20 protein-coding genes are annotated in these 15,071 nt (G+C 38.1%); 11 read left to right on the top strand and 9 right to left on the bottom strand.

Annotated elements, in window-relative coordinates:
* The first annotated feature begins 50 nt into the window (after positions 1–50).
* Together NYE67_RS06195 and NYE67_RS06190 are read left to right on the top strand one after the other, a co-directional pair.
* Positions 51–395, top strand: a complete 345-nt coding sequence (locus NYE67_RS06195; protein ID WP_340729502.1) for a general stress protein — start codon at positions 51–53, stop codon at positions 393–395.
* 609 nt (positions 396–1,004) lie between these two features.
* Positions 1,005–2,459 carry an IS1182 family transposase gene (locus NYE67_RS06190; RefSeq protein WP_340729205.1) on the top strand — a complete coding sequence of 485 codons (1,455 nt, stop codon included), beginning with the start codon at positions 1,005–1,007 and terminating at the stop codon, positions 2,457–2,459.
* Positions 2,460–2,602: 143 nt separating this feature from the next.
* On the opposite strand, the gene fur is transcribed toward NYE67_RS06190, so the two are convergent.
* The 3 genes from fur to NYE67_RS06175 form a co-directional block, all read right to left on the bottom strand.
* Positions 2,603–3,067: a ferric iron uptake transcriptional regulator gene (fur, locus tag NYE67_RS06185; protein WP_191698236.1), complete on the bottom strand. Its 465-nt coding sequence runs from the start codon at positions 3,065–3,067 to the stop codon at positions 2,603–2,605.
* 64 nt (positions 3,068–3,131) lie between these two features.
* The gene (locus tag NYE67_RS06180) at positions 3,132–3,641 is read right to left on the bottom strand and encodes a hypothetical protein (protein ID WP_340727378.1); all 510 of its coding nucleotides are present in this window, start codon (positions 3,639–3,641) and stop codon (positions 3,132–3,134) included.
* Between the two features lie 59 nt (positions 3,642–3,700).
* A complete protein-coding gene (locus tag NYE67_RS06175) occupies positions 3,701–4,252 on the bottom strand; it encodes an NUDIX domain-containing protein (protein ID WP_191698238.1) in 552 nt (183 codons plus the stop codon).
* A gap of 88 nt (positions 4,253–4,340) precedes the next feature.
* On the opposite strand from NYE67_RS06175, the gene NYE67_RS06170 reads away from it, so the two are divergent.
* The gene (locus NYE67_RS06170; RefSeq protein ID WP_340727377.1) at positions 4,341–5,231 is read left to right on the top strand and encodes an aldo/keto reductase; all 891 of its coding nucleotides are present in this window, start codon (positions 4,341–4,343) and stop codon (positions 5,229–5,231) included.
* The gene (locus tag NYE67_RS06165; RefSeq protein ID WP_340727376.1) at positions 5,228–5,698 is read left to right on the top strand and encodes a VanZ family protein; all 471 of its coding nucleotides are present in this window, start codon (positions 5,228–5,230) and stop codon (positions 5,696–5,698) included. Before NYE67_RS06170 ends, NYE67_RS06165 begins: the two co-directional genes overlap by 4 nt.
* A 30-nt stretch (positions 5,699–5,728) precedes the next feature.
* Here NYE67_RS06165 and NYE67_RS06160 read toward each other — a convergent pair whose 3' ends face one another.
* Both NYE67_RS06160 and NYE67_RS06155 read right to left on the bottom strand, forming a co-directional pair.
* Positions 5,729–5,986: a YqkE family protein gene (locus NYE67_RS06160; RefSeq protein WP_340727375.1), complete on the bottom strand. Its 258-nt coding sequence runs from the start codon at positions 5,984–5,986 to the stop codon at positions 5,729–5,731.
* A 75-nt stretch (positions 5,987–6,061) separates the two neighbouring features.
* On the bottom strand, positions 6,062–7,240 hold the full coding sequence (locus NYE67_RS06155) for an acetyl-CoA C-acetyltransferase (RefSeq protein ID WP_340727374.1): 1,179 nt from the start codon (positions 7,238–7,240) through the stop codon (positions 6,062–6,064).
* Between the two features lie 180 nt (positions 7,241–7,420).
* On the opposite strand from NYE67_RS06155, the gene NYE67_RS06150 reads away from it, so the two are divergent.
* Positions 7,421–8,374, top strand: a complete 954-nt coding sequence (locus NYE67_RS06150; RefSeq protein WP_191698243.1) for an alpha/beta hydrolase — start codon at positions 7,421–7,423, stop codon at positions 8,372–8,374.
* A gap of 135 nt (positions 8,375–8,509) precedes the next feature.
* Here the strand turns inward: NYE67_RS06150 and NYE67_RS06145 are convergent, their stop codons facing one another.
* Positions 8,510–8,983 (bottom strand): S-ribosylhomocysteine lyase, encoded by a 474-nt coding sequence (locus NYE67_RS06145; RefSeq protein WP_340727373.1) that lies wholly within the window; start codon positions 8,981–8,983, stop codon positions 8,510–8,512.
* A 164-nt stretch (positions 8,984–9,147) separates the two neighbouring features.
* Positions 9,148–9,369 carry a YneF family protein gene (locus NYE67_RS06140; RefSeq protein WP_191698245.1) on the bottom strand — a complete coding sequence of 74 codons (222 nt, stop codon included), beginning with the start codon at positions 9,367–9,369 and terminating at the stop codon, positions 9,148–9,150.
* Between the two features lie 212 nt (positions 9,370–9,581).
* Between NYE67_RS06140 and NYE67_RS06135 the strand changes: the two genes are divergently transcribed.
* The 6 genes from NYE67_RS06135 (at position 9,582) to NYE67_RS06110 (ending at position 13,282) form a co-directional block, all read left to right on the top strand.
* On the top strand, positions 9,582–9,932 hold the full coding sequence (locus NYE67_RS06135; protein WP_191698246.1) for a lmo0954 family membrane protein: 351 nt from the start codon (positions 9,582–9,584) through the stop codon (positions 9,930–9,932).
* Positions 9,933–9,945: 13 nt separating this feature from the next.
* Positions 9,946–10,572 carry a PspA/IM30 family protein gene (locus tag NYE67_RS06130; protein ID WP_191698247.1) on the top strand — a complete coding sequence of 209 codons (627 nt, stop codon included), beginning with the start codon at positions 9,946–9,948 and terminating at the stop codon, positions 10,570–10,572.
* A 67-nt stretch (positions 10,573–10,639) separates the two neighbouring features.
* Positions 10,640–11,311, top strand: coding sequence for a cell wall-active antibiotics response protein LiaF (liaF, locus tag NYE67_RS06125; protein ID WP_340727372.1), 672 nt, complete (start codon positions 10,640–10,642; stop codon positions 11,309–11,311).
* A complete protein-coding gene (locus tag NYE67_RS06120) occupies positions 11,308–12,333 on the top strand; it encodes a sensor histidine kinase (protein WP_340727371.1) in 1,026 nt (341 codons plus the stop codon). The genes liaF and NYE67_RS06120 overlap by 4 nt, the downstream gene beginning before the upstream one ends.
* Entirely contained in the window at positions 12,326–12,955 is a 630-nt protein-coding gene (locus NYE67_RS06115; RefSeq protein WP_340729501.1) for a response regulator transcription factor, read from the top strand. The genes NYE67_RS06120 and NYE67_RS06115 overlap by 8 nt, the downstream gene beginning before the upstream one ends.
* A gap of 12 nt (positions 12,956–12,967) precedes the next feature.
* Positions 12,968–13,282, top strand: a complete 315-nt coding sequence (locus tag NYE67_RS06110; protein WP_340729500.1) for an acyl-CoA dehydrogenase — start codon at positions 12,968–12,970, stop codon at positions 13,280–13,282.
* A gap of 311 nt (positions 13,283–13,593) precedes the next feature.
* On the opposite strand, the gene NYE67_RS06105 is transcribed toward NYE67_RS06110, so the two are convergent.
* The gene (locus tag NYE67_RS06105) at positions 13,594–14,286 is read right to left on the bottom strand and encodes an O-linked GlcNAc transferase (protein ID WP_340729499.1); all 693 of its coding nucleotides are present in this window, start codon (positions 14,284–14,286) and stop codon (positions 13,594–13,596) included.
* 339 nt (positions 14,287–14,625) lie between these two features.
* Positions 14,626–14,955: a heme oxygenase gene (locus NYE67_RS06100; protein WP_340729498.1), complete on the bottom strand. Its 330-nt coding sequence runs from the start codon at positions 14,953–14,955 to the stop codon at positions 14,626–14,628.
* Between the last annotated feature and the right edge of the window lie 116 nt (positions 14,956–15,071).

The raw sequence follows: 15,071 nt of genomic DNA, 5'->3' as shown, positions 1-15,071 counted from the left end.
AATCTTAGGGAATCATATAAGTATTCTAAGTTAAGGAGTGTGTATATAAAATGGCAGTTTTAAAATCAGTGGAAAATGGTGTACAGGCTAAATCAGTAATTGAATCATTTATTGCAGAAGGCTATGTGCGTGATCACATTCATATTTTTGCAAATAGCAATAAGCGTGCAGAGGATATTGCAGACTTTTTCAATGTAGATGCTAAAGCAACTGCGGAAACAACTGAAAATGATAAAGGGGTTTTAGCAGCGATTAAAAACTTTTTCCAAATGACGCCTGATGATCTTCATCATCAATTGGCTAACTTAGGAGTAAGCGAACAAGAGCATGCTACAGCAAAAGATGATTTAGAAGCAGGTAAAATCCTTATTATTGCACATCATCCGCGTACTTAATTTAATTAGCTGGAGCCTGAGACAAAACGAAAACTATCTATTTTTTCTTTGGAAAAAATAGATAGTTTTCTGTTTCTGCCAGAATTGATTTCCGTTACGGGGACGCTTTCCGGGGGCACGGCCTGAGCCTGTAGTCTCAGGCGTCGTGCTGTTCCCCCAGGAGTCGCCCCTTCACTCCAATCAATTCATATAATATCAATTTCTTAATAAAAGTATTTCCCTTTTACAAAGAAATTTCTACTTATGTCCCAAGCTCCTTTTAAAACATATATAAGCTATATAAGTACAAAAAAAGAACAGCCAATTGGAGGTCACTGAAAAAGTCCCTTAGCCACAAGTTAGAGAGTACAGGAACGAAAATTCGTTCCAGTACTCTCTTTTTCTTCGATGCCGTTGATTTCCATTCCGGCGGACGCGTTTCGCGGGCACGGCTCCAGCCTTCTCCCTCGCTCCGCTCAGTCCGGGTGCTTCCGCTCGTGCTGTTCCCGCAGAAGTCGCCGCCTCCATTCCAATCAACTGGTACTACTCTCGTCACTAAAAGGGTTTTCCCCTCGTATAATCTCCCAAATTTCCTGTATAATTGAAGGACTAATAAAAGGTGGTGCGACCATGATTTCTAAACAAGAAACATTGAATTTAAGTCCTTATATGGCGTTGTACGATTTAATCATTCCAAAAGACAATATGCTTCGACAAATCAATGAACTCGTGGATTTTTCATTTATCGTAGAAGAACTTCAGTCAAAATACTGTTTAGATAATGGCCGTAACGCAATTCCACCGATTCGCATGTTTAAATATTTACTCTTAAAAGCGATTCACGACCTGTCGGATGCCGACCTTGTCGAGCGTTCGAAATACGACATGTCCTTTAAATATTTTTTAGACATGACCCCAGAAGAAGATGTCATTGATTCAAGTTCGCTGACAAAATTCCGTCGACTTCGTCTTCAAGATATGAATCTATTAGATTTACTGATTCAGAAAACCGTTGAAATTGCCTTAGAAAAAGGACTTCTACTCAGTAAAATGGTTATCGTTGACGCAACTCATACAAAAGCTCGTTATAATCAAAAATCGCCAAAAGAATTTTTACAAGAAAAGTCGAAAAATGTGAGAAAAGCCGTGTATCAACTCGACGAAAACATGGTTGGAAAATTCCCTGAGAAGCCTACGTCAAATGAGGTCACAGAAGAATTAGATTACTGTCGTCAAGTAGTTGAAGTAGTGGAAACGCAGTCAAAGATTGCACAAATCCCGGCGGTGAAAGAAAAATTAAATGTTTTAAAAGAAGTGATTGATGATTATGAAGCCCATCTAAGCTATTCAAATGATCCGGATGCACGCCTTGGTCATAAATCAGCAGATACGTCTTTCTTTGGTTATAAAACACATATTGCGATGAGCGATGAACGAATTATTACAGCAGCGGTTGTGACGACAGGTGAAAAAAGCGATGGTCATTATCTTCAAGAATTAGTCGAGAAAAGTCGAGAAACAGGTATGGAAATTGAAACGGTTATTGGAGATACAGCTTATTCAGGAAAAGATAATTTAGCGTATATGAAATCAGAAAAACTTCAGTTAGTTTCGAAGCTACATCCCCTCATTACTAATGGGCGTGGACAACGAAAATTTGAATTTGATTTCAATAAAGATGCAGGGATGTTTGTTTGTCCAGCAGGGCACATGGCATTGAACAGAAGACGGACAGGTAAGAAAAGCACGAATCAAAGTTTAACGTTTTATTTCGATATTAAGAAATGTAAAGTTTGTCCGATGCGAGAGGGCTGTTATACTGAAGGTGCAAAAAGTAAAACATATAGTGTCACAATTCAATCGACTACCCATCAAGAACAAGCAGCGTTCCAAGAAACAGAGGAATTTAAAGCACTCGCTAAAAATCGGTATAAAATTGAAGCAAAAAATAATGAATTAAAGAATCCCCACGGCTTTAAAACAGCAAAATCGACGGGGTTATTTGGCATGGAAATTCAAGGAGCCACAACCATCTTTGTGGTCAATCTGAAACGAATACTGAAGCTAATGAGCGAAAAGGAATAAAAAGAGACGAAGAAAAGAGGCATTTTTCATTCAAAATCGAATGAAAAATGCCTCTTTTGTGTTGAAAAACGAAACCGTCCTAAAAAAACGAAGGTTTTTCAGTGCCCTGGCCAATTGCGCTGTTCTTTTTTCTTGATTATAGATTATGCATTGCTGTCTCCAGAGTTATCATGATCATGACAACGCCAGCAGATGCCATGGAATGTTAGGCGGTGATCTTTAATTATAAAGTTCCAGCGTTTCTCCACAATTTCTTCTACATCTTCCAATAAATCTTCTTGAATTTCATCTACTGCGCCACACTCGATACAAACTAAATGATGGTGGAAATGCTTTGCGCCCTCTTGACGTAAATCATAGCGAGACACCCCGTCACCAAAATTAATTTTATCGACAATTTTCAGCTCTGTTAGAAGCTCAAGTGTACGATATACGGTAGCCAGTCCAATCTCAGGTGCTTTATCTTTTACTAATAAGTAAACATCCTCGGCACTTAAATGATCTTCCTCATGCTCAAGTAATACCGCTACTGTTGCTTCTCGCTGTGGCGTCAGCTTATAGCTCGCACTATGCAGTTGCTTTTTAATTCTATCAATACGGCTCTCCATATGTGACGCCCTCCTAAACTCTTTTCATTATACCAAATGAGTAAATCTCATTACAAGACAATGATTATTTAAATAAATAAGTAATTGCTATATTTTCAAGTCCGAAAAACACTACCATTACTATTAAAAGGAATATTACTTTTTTCCAAGGCATTACACTTTTCAAAGCTCGTCTACCACTGTTATTATTTGTGATTTGATAGAGAGCGATCAATAGTACACAATAGATCAACTGGAACGGGAACCACCAAAAGGCATACAATTTTATAGATTGATGCTGCACAAGTAAATAAACAGAACTAAACCCTAGGAAAGTAACTTTTATTGAAATAAAAACTAGGGCCATTCGTGGTAAATATTTATGTGTCGAAAAGAATAATACAATAATTAAAGAAACTAGGAAAGGAACAACACTCCAAAGCAGTTCCGGTTTTTCCAGATCAAGTAGTCTTCGATCACTATATTTAATAATTTGCTGTACTTGCTCAATTTGAAATAATTGATAACATACTACACCACAAATAAAACATATGACTATCATAGATGTATATTGAATATATAAATATTTACGCATTTGGACGCCTCCTTGTCCATACAACTTATGCACATAAATTGTCCTTATGCGTAAACATTTTATTGATTTAAAATCATTTTCATCTTCACCCATAAAACGGCAAAAGCAGTTTTCGCATCGTATATTCTTCCATCAGCTACCATTGCTTCTGCTTCTTCCAAAGTTACTTCCATTAACTCTACAAACTCATCTTCATCTAAGTCTACAGGAATGTCCAGTTTCTTTAACTTTTCTGCAACATAGATATGGATAACTTCATCTGCAAATCCAGGTGAAGTTGCAAAAGCCTGAACAAATCGGAAATCATCTGACGTATAACCCGTTTCTTCTTCCAATTCCCTGCGTGCTGTCACAATCGGTTCCTCGCCTTTTTCCATCTTGCCTGCGGGAATCTCTATGATTGAACGCTCTAGGGCTTTGCGGTATTGCTCAACGAAAAGAATTTTATTATCTTCAGTAATAGCAATTACAGCAACAGCACCCGGATGATTAATAATTTCACGCTTACCGGTTTCACCATTCGGTAGCTTAACATCATCAACTTTCAGTGAAATTACTTTACCTTTAAAAATAGATTCAGAATGGATCGTTTTTTCTTCAAATTTTTTCATGTCTACGCCTCCACTTGTTCTCTTACTTCCATTCATTGTACCATTAGTAAGAGCTTTTCTAAAATATCGAATGTTGGAGGGAAAATTTATGAAAAAAAGACAATTAGGTACGAGCGAACTGCATATCTCGGAATTAAGTTTAGGCTGTATGTCATTACCTCTAAATCTATCAGAAGCTAAGCAAATCATACACGCAGCTATCGATGCAGGCATCAATTACTTTGATACAGCAGATTTATATGACCGCGGAGAAAATGAAAAAAATGTCGGCTCAGCATTAAAGGAGCATCGACAACATATTTATTTAGCTTCGAAAGTGGGTAATCGTTGGGAGGAAGGAAAAGACGGCTGGAGCTGGGATGCTTCTTCTGACTATATTAATACGGCTATTCGTAACAGTTTGCGTCGTTTACAGACGGATTATTTAGATTTATATCAGCTGCATGGCGGAACAACTGATGACAATTTGGAAGAAGTAATCGATACTTTTGAAAGCCTGAAAAAAGAAGGATTGATTCGCGAATACGGTATCTCCTCTATTCGACCAAATGTTTTCGTTCCTTTTCTACAAAATAGCAAAGCAGTCAGCAATATGATGCAGTTTAATATTTTTGACGAACGAGCGAGTGAATTTTTTGAAGTGATTGAAAAGACAGGGGCATCTGTCGTAACACGCGGCTCTATTGCAAAAGGGTTACTTACTAATGACTGGCGTAATCGAATGGCTTCTTATATGGGCTATGACAAAGCTAGTGCCGAGGAAATTTTGCTGAAAATTGAACAACAGTACAGCGATGTCCACGCTGCAGCACTTGCATTCAATCTGCAATATGAGACGATTGCCTCTACAGTAATTGGCGCACGTACAACAACACAGTTAAAGCAAAATCTTGATGCTTACGAAAAAGCACAAACTTTGCAAAATATTACCGACATCCATGATTGGACAAAAACTGAACGGTATACAGAGCATCGATGAAAAAAGCAATATCCTTCGTAGTAATTGGTCTTATCATTGTTGCAGTCATGTCCAATATGAGATATGAGCAGCAAACGATAATTCCTGTATTAAAAAATGTACTAGAAGATAAACCATTTGAAGGCTTTTTAAGTCAATTCCAAATTCCTTACTGGGGAAGAATCATATCGGTTGAATCTCAGGGCTACTATAAGTTTTTGGAATTTCTGTTTCGAAAAGGCGTTCATTTTTTTGGCTATGGTTTACTCGCGGTCATCTTCTGTATTTTCTATAGAAAGCTGAAATGGAGATTCCCTACTGTAATTGCTTTTTTTACAGTAACGGTTATTGCAAGCCTGGATGAATATCGCCAAAGTATGATTCCTGGGCGTACCGGGCTGATTGAAGATGTAGTAATCGATGCTTCAGGTGCACTGACATTGCTAATATTAACAAAAATCGGACAGGCTATATTTAAAAAAAGCTAGCGCAATTATTTCATTGCACTAGCTTTTCTATTAAAACTTAGAACCTTGATCACCGTATTGACTTAATAGTTCTTCAAAGCTCATGTTTTTTTCGCGTTGTTTCCGTTCGAACGCGGCTTTCGCTATACGCTCTTCTTCTTTCGCTTTTTCATCGGCTACCATATCCTGCTTTGCTGCCTTTAACTTAGCCAATACGTCTCCACCAAGCTGATCGGCTAAAGTTGCAGCCTTTTCTTTTGGTAAGTTAAATTCATCATTCGTACTTCGTTGTTGTTTCTTTTTTGCCATATTTTTCACCTTCTATATATAATCAATTACGATTTGGTAATTTGCATCCTTTCAGTGTGTGCTTAAACAACACTTTTAGCGCTGTACGATCGTTGCTACCCCTTGCCCGCCACCGATACATAATGTTGCAAGACCGAATTCTGCGTCTTGCTTTTGCATTTCATGAAGCAATGTGACTAAAATACGTGCACCGCTCGCACCAATCGGATGTCCAAGTGCTATTGCCCCACCGTTTACGTTTAGTTTATCATGATTGAACGCCAATTCGCGATCAACTGCAATTGCCTGGGCCGCAAAAGCTTCATTCGCTTCAATCAAGTCCATCTTATCTAATGATACATTTGCCTTTGATAGAACTTTTTTCACGGCTGATACTGGCCCTACCCCCATTATAGCAGGGTCTACCCCTGCACTCGCATTTGCAACAATCGTAGCCATAGGTTTAAGTCCTAATTCGAAGGCGCGCTGTTTCGACATTACAACAACTGCTGCCGCCCCGTCATTAATGCCAGAAGCGTTGCCGGCTGTTACAGAGCCTTCCTTTTTAAAGGCTGGGCGCAATCCATTTAATTTTTCCACTGTCGTACCATGCTTCACATATTCATCCTGGGCAAAAACGATTGGTTCTCCTTTACGTTGTGGAATTTCAATAGGAACAATTTCTTCTGCAAATCTATTTTTTGCTATTGCATCTGATGCACGAGCTTGTGAACGGGCAGAAAATTCATCTTGCTCTTCCCGTGTAATGCCATATTGATCACATAGGTTTTCCGCCGTTACGCCCATATGGTAATCATTAAAAGCACACCATAATCCATCTTTTATGAGTGTATCGACAATTTTTTGATCGCCCATACGGAAACCTTCCCGCGCATTCTGCATAATATAAGGTGCTTGACTCATATTTTCAAAGCCCCCTGCAACAACGACTTCTGCATCTCCAGCAATAATTGCCTGGGCTGCTAAATGGACCGCCTTTAACCCGGAGCCACATACTTTGTTGATTGTCATGGCAGGAACTGTATGAGGAACCCCTGCTGCGATGCTTGCCTGTCTTGCTGGATTTTGACCTAAACCTGCTGCAAGTACATTCCCCATTATTACTTCATCAATCGTCGTTGGATCTAACTGTATACGCTGTAATGCTTCTTTTATAACGATACTACCCAATGCCGGAGCAGAAATATCTTTTAATGTCCCTTGAAAAGCCCCAATTGGTGTACGGACTGCACTTACTATTACTACTTCTGTCATGATAAAAATCCCCCTTTTTGATGTGAATCCCTTTGTAGGCAATATATAAAGTTGCTTAACAAAATTTTATCAAATATTCCCTACTTTTCACACAAAATATTCCACCGCCTGTTTTCCTACATAATATTTGATTTATCCTAAAAATTCATTGAATATTAAATTAAATAAGGAGTGATTTCCATGAAAAAACGCACATTAGTATTATCAGGCAGTATCGTAACAACTTTGTTGGCTGCTGCTACTACAGTTACAGGTGTCTTCATGACGAATCGCATTATGTATATTAAGAAAAAAGATGATGCGTTTATTAGGGAACGTGAAATAACAGCAAAACGTTTTGACGAAGCCTGGTATGATGGCTGTTCAAAAGAAATATTGACGATTAATTCCCCAAATGGTTATACAATCAGCGGAATCTACCTGAAACCGCTGGAAACAAAAAACACAGTGATAATTTGCCATGGGGTGACCGAAAATAAAATCAATTCAATGCGATATGCGCGCATGTTTGAACGTCTTGGCTTTAATGCGGTCGTTTATGATCATCGTCGCCATGGGGAATCACAAGGTAAAACAACGAGTTATGGCCATTATGAAAAATTCGATTTACAAGCTGTAGTGGAAAAAGTACGAGAACTTACAGGAGAAGATGCTTTGTTAGGTATTCATGGCGAATCAATGGGTGCTGCTACAACACTGCTTTATGCCGGCACTTTGGCTGACAATGCAGACTTTTATATTTCCGACTGTGCCTTTTCGAATTTCCCCCAGCTATTAAAACGGATTTTCGAAAGTGTCGTGCCGATTGATGCGAAATATACACTTCCTTTTGCCGACTTTTTCATGCGTATTCGGGATGGCTATTCTGTCAAAGAAATTATGCCTATCGATGCCGTAAAGCAAATTGAACGGCCCGTTCTATTTATTCATAGCGAACCGGATGATTTCATCCCTTCCTCTATGACAGAAGAATTATTTGAACAAAAACCCGAACCAAAAATGCTGAAAATATTCGACAAAGGTGAACATGCAAAATCATTCAATGAAAACCAGGGAGATTATGAACAAACAGTCGCAAAGTTTTTGCATGATTATGTACCCGCTTATCGTAATGAAACGGAAACACTATTGTAAAATGCAGAATCTGCTAAATAGTTTGGAGCATATTCTTTAGAAAACCCACTTTAAAATCAAAAGCAGTTTAAATTTTACTCATCGTAAAAATTTAAACTGCTTTATTTCTATTCAGCATATTATATAGACTTTCGTTTACTGCTCATTAAAAACGATATGCCATTCATCACGTTTATTCAAAAATTGTTTCGCCAGCTCTTGTGCACCTTCCAGGCTATGGCTTGCTGCCCAGCCGCATTGCACTTCGTTGCATGCAGGTACGGATGTAGCTGCCAAAACATCCTGCAATGTTTTTTCCAAAATCGCTAACACACCTTCATAGTCATCATAATTCATAAACGCTACATAAAAACCTGTTTGACAACCCATTGGTGAAATATCGACTACTGCATCACTATGGTTGCGGATCCGGTCTGCCATTAAATGCTCCAATGAATGCAATGCAGGCATTTCCATATGCTCTTTATTCGGTTGTTTAAAGCGAATATCGTATTTTGTTACGACATCTCCTTTAGCCCCCTCTTTTGTTCCTGCTAAACGTACATATGGTGCAACCACTTTCGTATGATCTAAATCAAAGCTCTCTACATTCGTTTTTTCAGTTGTCATCTTTTGTCCCTCCAATACTTACAATCCTTATAAGGATAGACTAGAATCATAACCAAATCAATAGAATATTCAGATTTTTAACTCTAATTTAATAAAGGATTAAATTTTTGCAAAACAAAAACTACCTCCATCACTCTTAAGAATGTAAAAGGTAGCTTAATTTATTATTTATCTTGGAACTTGTTCATTTGAGACATCATTTGACGTACTTGTTTTTCCGACGGTTTACGTCCCATTTGCGCCATCATCACGCGAATCATTTGTTCATTAATTGGCGGGTTCTCTTTCAAATACTTCATCATATATTGACGAGCTGCGTAGAAACCAATTGCCACGCCCCCGATAAGAGCTGCGATTACGATAATAATCCAAATCCATGTTTGCATACTGTCCAACCTCCTCCATTACATATGTACCGAGAAAAACTCTCCAACAAGCATTATACAATAAAAGTTATTACGTTTCTATATATTTAATTTGAGTTATATGTCTGAGTTCCTATCAGCCTCCAGACCTAGATGAAAATACAGTTGCAGGTCGTTATTAAATTTCAGTAATTAACGTAACATGAAGTTATCAAATACAAGGAGGAACACACATGAAAAAGTTTTTCTTATATTCAGCTGGTTTCATCGCAGCAATTATTGCGCTTTGCCTATTGGTACCAGTAGTCGGACTATTATTATCAGGCGCACTTTTAGCAGCCGGTCTACATTATTACACGGGAAGCAAGTCTACATTTGGAAAAGTAATGAGTTTAGTTGTTGCATTTGTAGGATTAATTAGTGCAATTTCAAACATTCCCGGTTTTATTGGTTTAGTGGCAATTGGTATTATTTATTATATTTACAAATCACGTAAAAATGAGAAGGTTGAAATTTTTACAAGCAATAAAGAAGAGGATCCATTTACGAACTTTGAACGCGAATGGGCACATTTAAACAAATAAGGGGCGAAACAAAATGAAAAATTTATTCACAAAATTTAAATACTCGATTCAGGCGGACTTACATGATCTATTTGATAAAAAAGTAGAAAAAAATCCAATTAAAATGTTAAACCATTACATTCGCGAAGCAGAAAAACAAACGGAGCATACAGGCAAACTACTTGCACGTCAGGCACAGTTAAAAAAGGAATTGGAATTACAGCTTTCACAAACAGCCGAGATGCTTGAAAAACGAGAAAAGCAATTACACTTAGCACAGGCTACCGAGGAAGTAGAACTCATTACCTTTGCACAGGAAGAAGTTGCTGCCTATACAACACGTAAGCACACATTGCTGACAAGCATTGATGCAGCAAACGTTGAATACTTTGCATTGGAACGCAAATTTGAAACAATGAAACATAAAATTAAAGATATGAAAGTACGCCAACTTCAGTTGATGGGGAAAGAAAATGTTGTACGTGCCAACCATCAGATGGACAAAGTGTTAACTTCTAATAACAATGAAAACTTCGATGAACTTTCGACATACATCGATGAGCTCTCTCAAAATATCGAACGCAAATATGAAGTGACATCATTTGAATCTCGTTTAGCTCAGTTAGAAAAAGAACAAAAGCTCATTGAACAACCGAAATAATGCTATAATGTTTTAAAGGAGAAGGCACCGTGCTTTCTCCATTTTGCTCGTTTTAGGAGGAGGCAATATGCCGAAAATCACGTCAGATCAGCTTACGATAATCGTTATTAGTATGGCACTTGTCGTTTTGATCGAATTGACACTATTCAATAATATCAGTGTATTTTTACTCATTGTCGGTGCAATTCTATTATTCTACAGCTTTAAAAAGAAAAAACAATACACACTCTGGGCCGGTCTCATTTTAATATTCTTTGCAGTAATTCATCTATGGACATTACGTCTTTTCATCATCGGTACATTAATTTTTTTACTTTACCAATACTTAACGAAAAAAGAACAAATTATAGAAATCAAACAAGTAATTGATACGATCGGAAAAAATAAATTGATTGGTACTACGGGTATCCCGACAGAAAGTTACCAATGGCGTGACATTCACATTCAACGCTTTATTGGAGATATTACAGTTGATACGACAGAAACGATTTTGCCACACGGAAAATCAATTATTGTCATTAATCAATCACTAGGGAAAGTGCGGATTACTGTCCCGTATGAAATATCGCTTCAGCTCCACTATTCTACGATATATGGTGAGGCCAATTGCTTACACTTCTCGCCTAAGCAATGTATAAATGAGCAGCTCTACTTTGAAGATGGCGATCCAGATGCAAAACGTGTACTCGTACTGTACGTTACTACCTGGATAGGCGATGTGGAGGTGCAACGCGGATGATTGCATTTATAGCTCGATTTTTTGTACTCATTTTAATTTTTGCCTCTTTTACAATGAATATATTAATTTTTGTACTTGGACAGCCAGAAGAAGAAACGTGGCGCTTTTTATGGGAAAATGGTGATTATGACATTCCATTGCTTGGGATTATCGCCATTAGCGCTACCGGTATTAGCTTCTTCATTGCATTATGGATGGCTGTCGCCGTGAAAATGAAAGAAAATCAGACAACAAGGATCGTCAAAAAAATTGCAGAACCTGATTTTGCCCAGAAATTAAAGAAAACTAACGGTTCTTTAAATAAAGCATTGCGCGATGCCAACGAATTAATCGATACCCAGCGTGCATCTCTACAACGACTTTCCCATGAGAAGGTCGAAACGAATGATGCAATTGTTCAGGAGCGCCTTCTTGCAGAACGTCAACGTCTAGCCCGTGAACTCCATGATTCTGTATCGCAACAGCTTTTTGCAGCTTCCATGCTATTATCTGCCCTGACAGAACAGCAGCAAGACGAACACGCCCAAAAACAGTTGGCACAAGTTGAAAAAGTCGTCCAGCAAGCCCAGCTTGAAATGCGGGCATTACTCCTGCATCTACGCCCCATTGCTTTACACAATAAGAGCCTGGCAGAAGGATTGGAAGATTTAATTGTTGAATTACAGGAAAAAGTCTACTTTAATATTGATTATCAAATAGAAGAAATCAATTTATCTAAAGCGGAGGAAGACCATTTATTCCGTATTGCACAAGAGGCATTATCCAATACTTTAAGGCATGCTAAAGCGACAGAGGTTGAACTGTTATTAATTGCACGTGACCAGTTAGCCATTTTACGCATTCAGGATAACGGTCTTGGTTTTAGTAATGATGGCGACAAAACATCTTCTTACGGATTAAGAAATATTGCCGAGCGAGCTGTCGAAATTGGGTGTACGTATAAAATCGTCTCCGTTCCAAATGAAGGGACTATTGTAGAAGTAAAAGTTCCGATTAAAAAGGAGGAACAATTAAATGATTAAAGTTGTCATTGTAGATGATCACGAAATGGTACGTATCGGGGTCGCTGCCTATTTGTCGGCTCAGCCTGATATCGAAGTCATCGGAGAAGCAACGAACGGCGAAGAAGCGGTTGAAAAGGTGCTATCACTAAAACCTGATATTGTCTTGATGGATAACGTTATGCCGATAAAAACAGGGGCGGAAGCGACAGCCGAGATTTTAGCGCATTGGCCGCAAGCGAAAGTAATGATTGTCACAAGCTTTATTGATGACGACAAATTATATCCGGCACTTGAAGCAGGTGCGGTCAGCTATATACTGAAAACGAGTAACGCAAAACAAATTGCTGAAGCAATCCGTAAAACGATGGCTGGTGAAACAGTCCTTGAGCCTGAAGCAACGACAAAAGTAATGGCCCGTATGCGCGGTACTGCACCTGCTTTGCACGATCATTTAACAGACCGGGAAATGGAAGTGTTACTGTGTATGACCAGGGGTCTTGCTAATCAGGAAATTGCCGAGGAACTATTTATAGCATTAAAAACGGTAAAAACACATGTAAGCAATATTTTAAGCAAGCTCGAAGTACAGGATCGTACACAAGCAGTCGTTTATGCATTTCAAAACGGCTTAGTTAAGTAAGGAGGTTATACGGTGACATTCACATATGAAAAATTTGCACAGGATGGGACTCTTACATTATTGGATCCCCTCTTCACACTATTACTGATTTTTTCAGCACTGTTCATTATTGTGCTGCTGCGCTTTGCAATAAATCCTAAAGTTATGTTATTTATTGGTGCCTTAATTATTTTACTAAGTGCACAATTGCAGTCGATTGAAGGCATTTTGGCGGATGAACTTAATTTAGCCAGTTCATCGAAGAATTTTTACTTTTTTATTGCCATCGTCGTGATACAAGTTGGGTTAATAGTATTTGCATTTGTGAAGGACAAAAAGAAGAAATAGTTGATAGTGGAAAAGGCTGTCTTGAAGGGATTTTTAAATCCTTTACAGATAGCTTTTTTTGGTTTCACGATATTAGAAGTTTTCACAGTTTATTAGAAAATTCGGCGGGGATTTTAGAACTTCTGGGGAAGATATTTGAACATCTGACACCTTTATTTGAAAATTTTGGAGATATATTAGAAGATCAAAATGATATTAGAACTTTTTTAATTTTATTAGAAAATCACGGACCGATATTAGAACTTTTTCAACAAGAAAAACTCACGAACCTGCTTATTGAAACCGTTCGTGAGTGCGATTTTATTACCTACCTAGTTGAAAAGATATTCTTTTAAGTTTTCCAACGTTGAATCGATACCATTGCGAAGAGATGCTTGATCTTCACGGCAAGTCTCTATCGCCTTTTCAATTGTAACGAGTGCTTGCTCTAAAAATGGCTCGGCATTTAAGTCTCTATAAAGCCTTGTTAATACAAGTGCCTTGTTCCAGTGCCATCGGGCGTTTTCCGGATCCAGGTCAATAGCCTGTTCTATGTAAACCATTACCTCAAAAGGAGACCAATTGAAGCGGTTCATCGTCTGACCTGCTATTCCGTAATAAAGTGCTTTATTCGGATTATGCTTTACGGCCTCGATAAAACAGTGGACACTTTCATCATATTGATGTGCCATTAAAAACAAGTGCCCCTGTACATAAAACGACTGTGCTTTTCGTTTATCATCGGCTGTTCGTGCATCGTGCTCAAGCTGTTTCACTTTAGCTGCAAATTCCTGTTCGTCTTTAATGCTTCGCAATTGTTCTAGTTCATCATTTTCTTCATAGCTTTCATTGGCACGTTCAATACTTTGCGTATGTTGCCCAGTCGGCTTAGGAAAGTTTTCATACTCGTATTTTTTAAATAAATTTAAAAATTGTGTAGCTAATGCGTCATTGCCGTCCTGTAACTGACGTGTAGCCTCTTCATAGCATTTTAAAAATTGCCCGTCATAAAAATATTTTTCCATTAATAACACGAAAAGCACCTTCCTAATCTTGATGAATCATCGTATGAAAAAGAAGCGCCTGGGACAAAATGAAAAATATCCATTTTTTCAAAGAAAAAATGGATATTTTTCTGCTTCTACTTAGATTGATTTCCGTTACGGGGACGCTTTCCGGGGGCACGGCCTTACACGAACGTCTCAGGCGTCGGTGCTCCTGCGGTTACTCGTCGCAAAAAATTTTGCTATTCCCCCAGGAGTCGCCCCTTCACTCCAATCAATTCATAAAGTATCAATTTCTTAATAAGGATATTTCCCTTATACAAACAAATTTCTACTTATGTCCCAGGCTCTTTTTAAAAATTATTTTGAAATAGTACCTGCTACTTCAGCGATAATGATTTCTGAACCTAGCATTGGCGATTCGCCTTGCTCACCATGTCCTTGTCCTTCAGATGGACGTTTATGTGACTCTTTAAATGCATCACTTTCACGCCATACTGCGAAGCTTTCTTTTGAATCCCAGTACATTACGACGCTCATTTCATCATACTCTTCAAATTGAGTCGAAACTAATACTTCAACTTTTTGGAATCCTTCAAACTGTTGTAATGGACCTGGTTGTACAAATTTTGGCGCCATCATTTCGGCAAAGCCTTTTTTTACTTTGATGCGGTTTGTTACTGTAATCATTATTCCAACTCCTAAAATTTAAAAGTAAGTGTATTCACTTTTTATTAAAGCACTTTCATTACTGTTGCGCAATAATTCACACACGCTATAATGAAGGAAAATGAATAGTTGAAGGA

It is taken from the genome of Solibacillus sp. FSL W8-0474 (assembly GCF_038004065.1).
GTDB classification, from domain to species: Bacteria; Bacillota; Bacilli; order Bacillales_A; family Planococcaceae; genus Solibacillus; species Solibacillus faecavium.
This window is presented reverse-complemented; position numbering and strand designations above follow the sequence as displayed.

Coding starts and splice junctions, on each gene's coding strand:
- NYE67_RS06165 (WP_340727376.1), top strand. CDS start 5,228: ATGAAAAAAGCAATATCCTTCGTAGTAATTGGTCTTATCATTGTTGCA.
- NYE67_RS06180 (WP_340727378.1), bottom strand. CDS start 3,641: ATGCGTAAATATTTATATATTCAATATACATCTATGATAGTCATATGT.
- NYE67_RS06170 (WP_340727377.1), top strand. CDS start 4,341: ATGAAAAAAAGACAATTAGGTACGAGCGAACTGCATATCTCGGAATTA.
- NYE67_RS06195 (WP_340729502.1), top strand. CDS start 51: ATGGCAGTTTTAAAATCAGTGGAAAATGGTGTACAGGCTAAATCAGTA.
- NYE67_RS06115 (WP_340729501.1), top strand. CDS start 12,326: ATGATTAAAGTTGTCATTGTAGATGATCACGAAATGGTACGTATCGGG.
- NYE67_RS06100 (WP_340729498.1), bottom strand. CDS start 14,955: ATGATTACAGTAACAAACCGCATCAAAGTAAAAAAAGGCTTTGCCGAA.
- liaF (WP_340727372.1), top strand. CDS start 10,640: ATGCCGAAAATCACGTCAGATCAGCTTACGATAATCGTTATTAGTATG.
- NYE67_RS06140 (WP_191698245.1), bottom strand. CDS start 9,369: ATGCAAACATGGATTTGGATTATTATCGTAATCGCAGCTCTTATCGGG.
- NYE67_RS06130 (WP_191698247.1), top strand. CDS start 9,946: ATGAAAAATTTATTCACAAAATTTAAATACTCGATTCAGGCGGACTTA.
- NYE67_RS06190 (WP_340729205.1), top strand. CDS start 1,005: ATGATTTCTAAACAAGAAACATTGAATTTAAGTCCTTATATGGCGTTG.
- NYE67_RS06105 (WP_340729499.1), bottom strand. CDS start 14,286: ATGGAAAAATATTTTTATGACGGGCAATTTTTAAAATGCTATGAAGAG.
- NYE67_RS06135 (WP_191698246.1), top strand. CDS start 9,582: ATGAAAAAGTTTTTCTTATATTCAGCTGGTTTCATCGCAGCAATTATT.
- fur (WP_191698236.1), bottom strand. CDS start 3,067: ATGGAGAGCCGTATTGATAGAATTAAAAAGCAACTGCATAGTGCGAGC.
- NYE67_RS06160 (WP_340727375.1), bottom strand. CDS start 5,986: ATGGCAAAAAAGAAACAACAACGAAGTACGAATGATGAATTTAACTTA.
- NYE67_RS06145 (WP_340727373.1), bottom strand. CDS start 8,983: ATGACAACTGAAAAAACGAATGTAGAGAGCTTTGATTTAGATCATACG.
- NYE67_RS06175 (WP_191698238.1), bottom strand. CDS start 4,252: ATGAAAAAATTTGAAGAAAAAACGATCCATTCTGAATCTATTTTTAAA.
- NYE67_RS06155 (WP_340727374.1), bottom strand. CDS start 7,240: ATGACAGAAGTAGTAATAGTAAGTGCAGTCCGTACACCAATTGGGGCT.
- NYE67_RS06150 (WP_191698243.1), top strand. CDS start 7,421: ATGAAAAAACGCACATTAGTATTATCAGGCAGTATCGTAACAACTTTG.
- NYE67_RS06120 (WP_340727371.1), top strand. CDS start 11,308: ATGATTGCATTTATAGCTCGATTTTTTGTACTCATTTTAATTTTTGCC.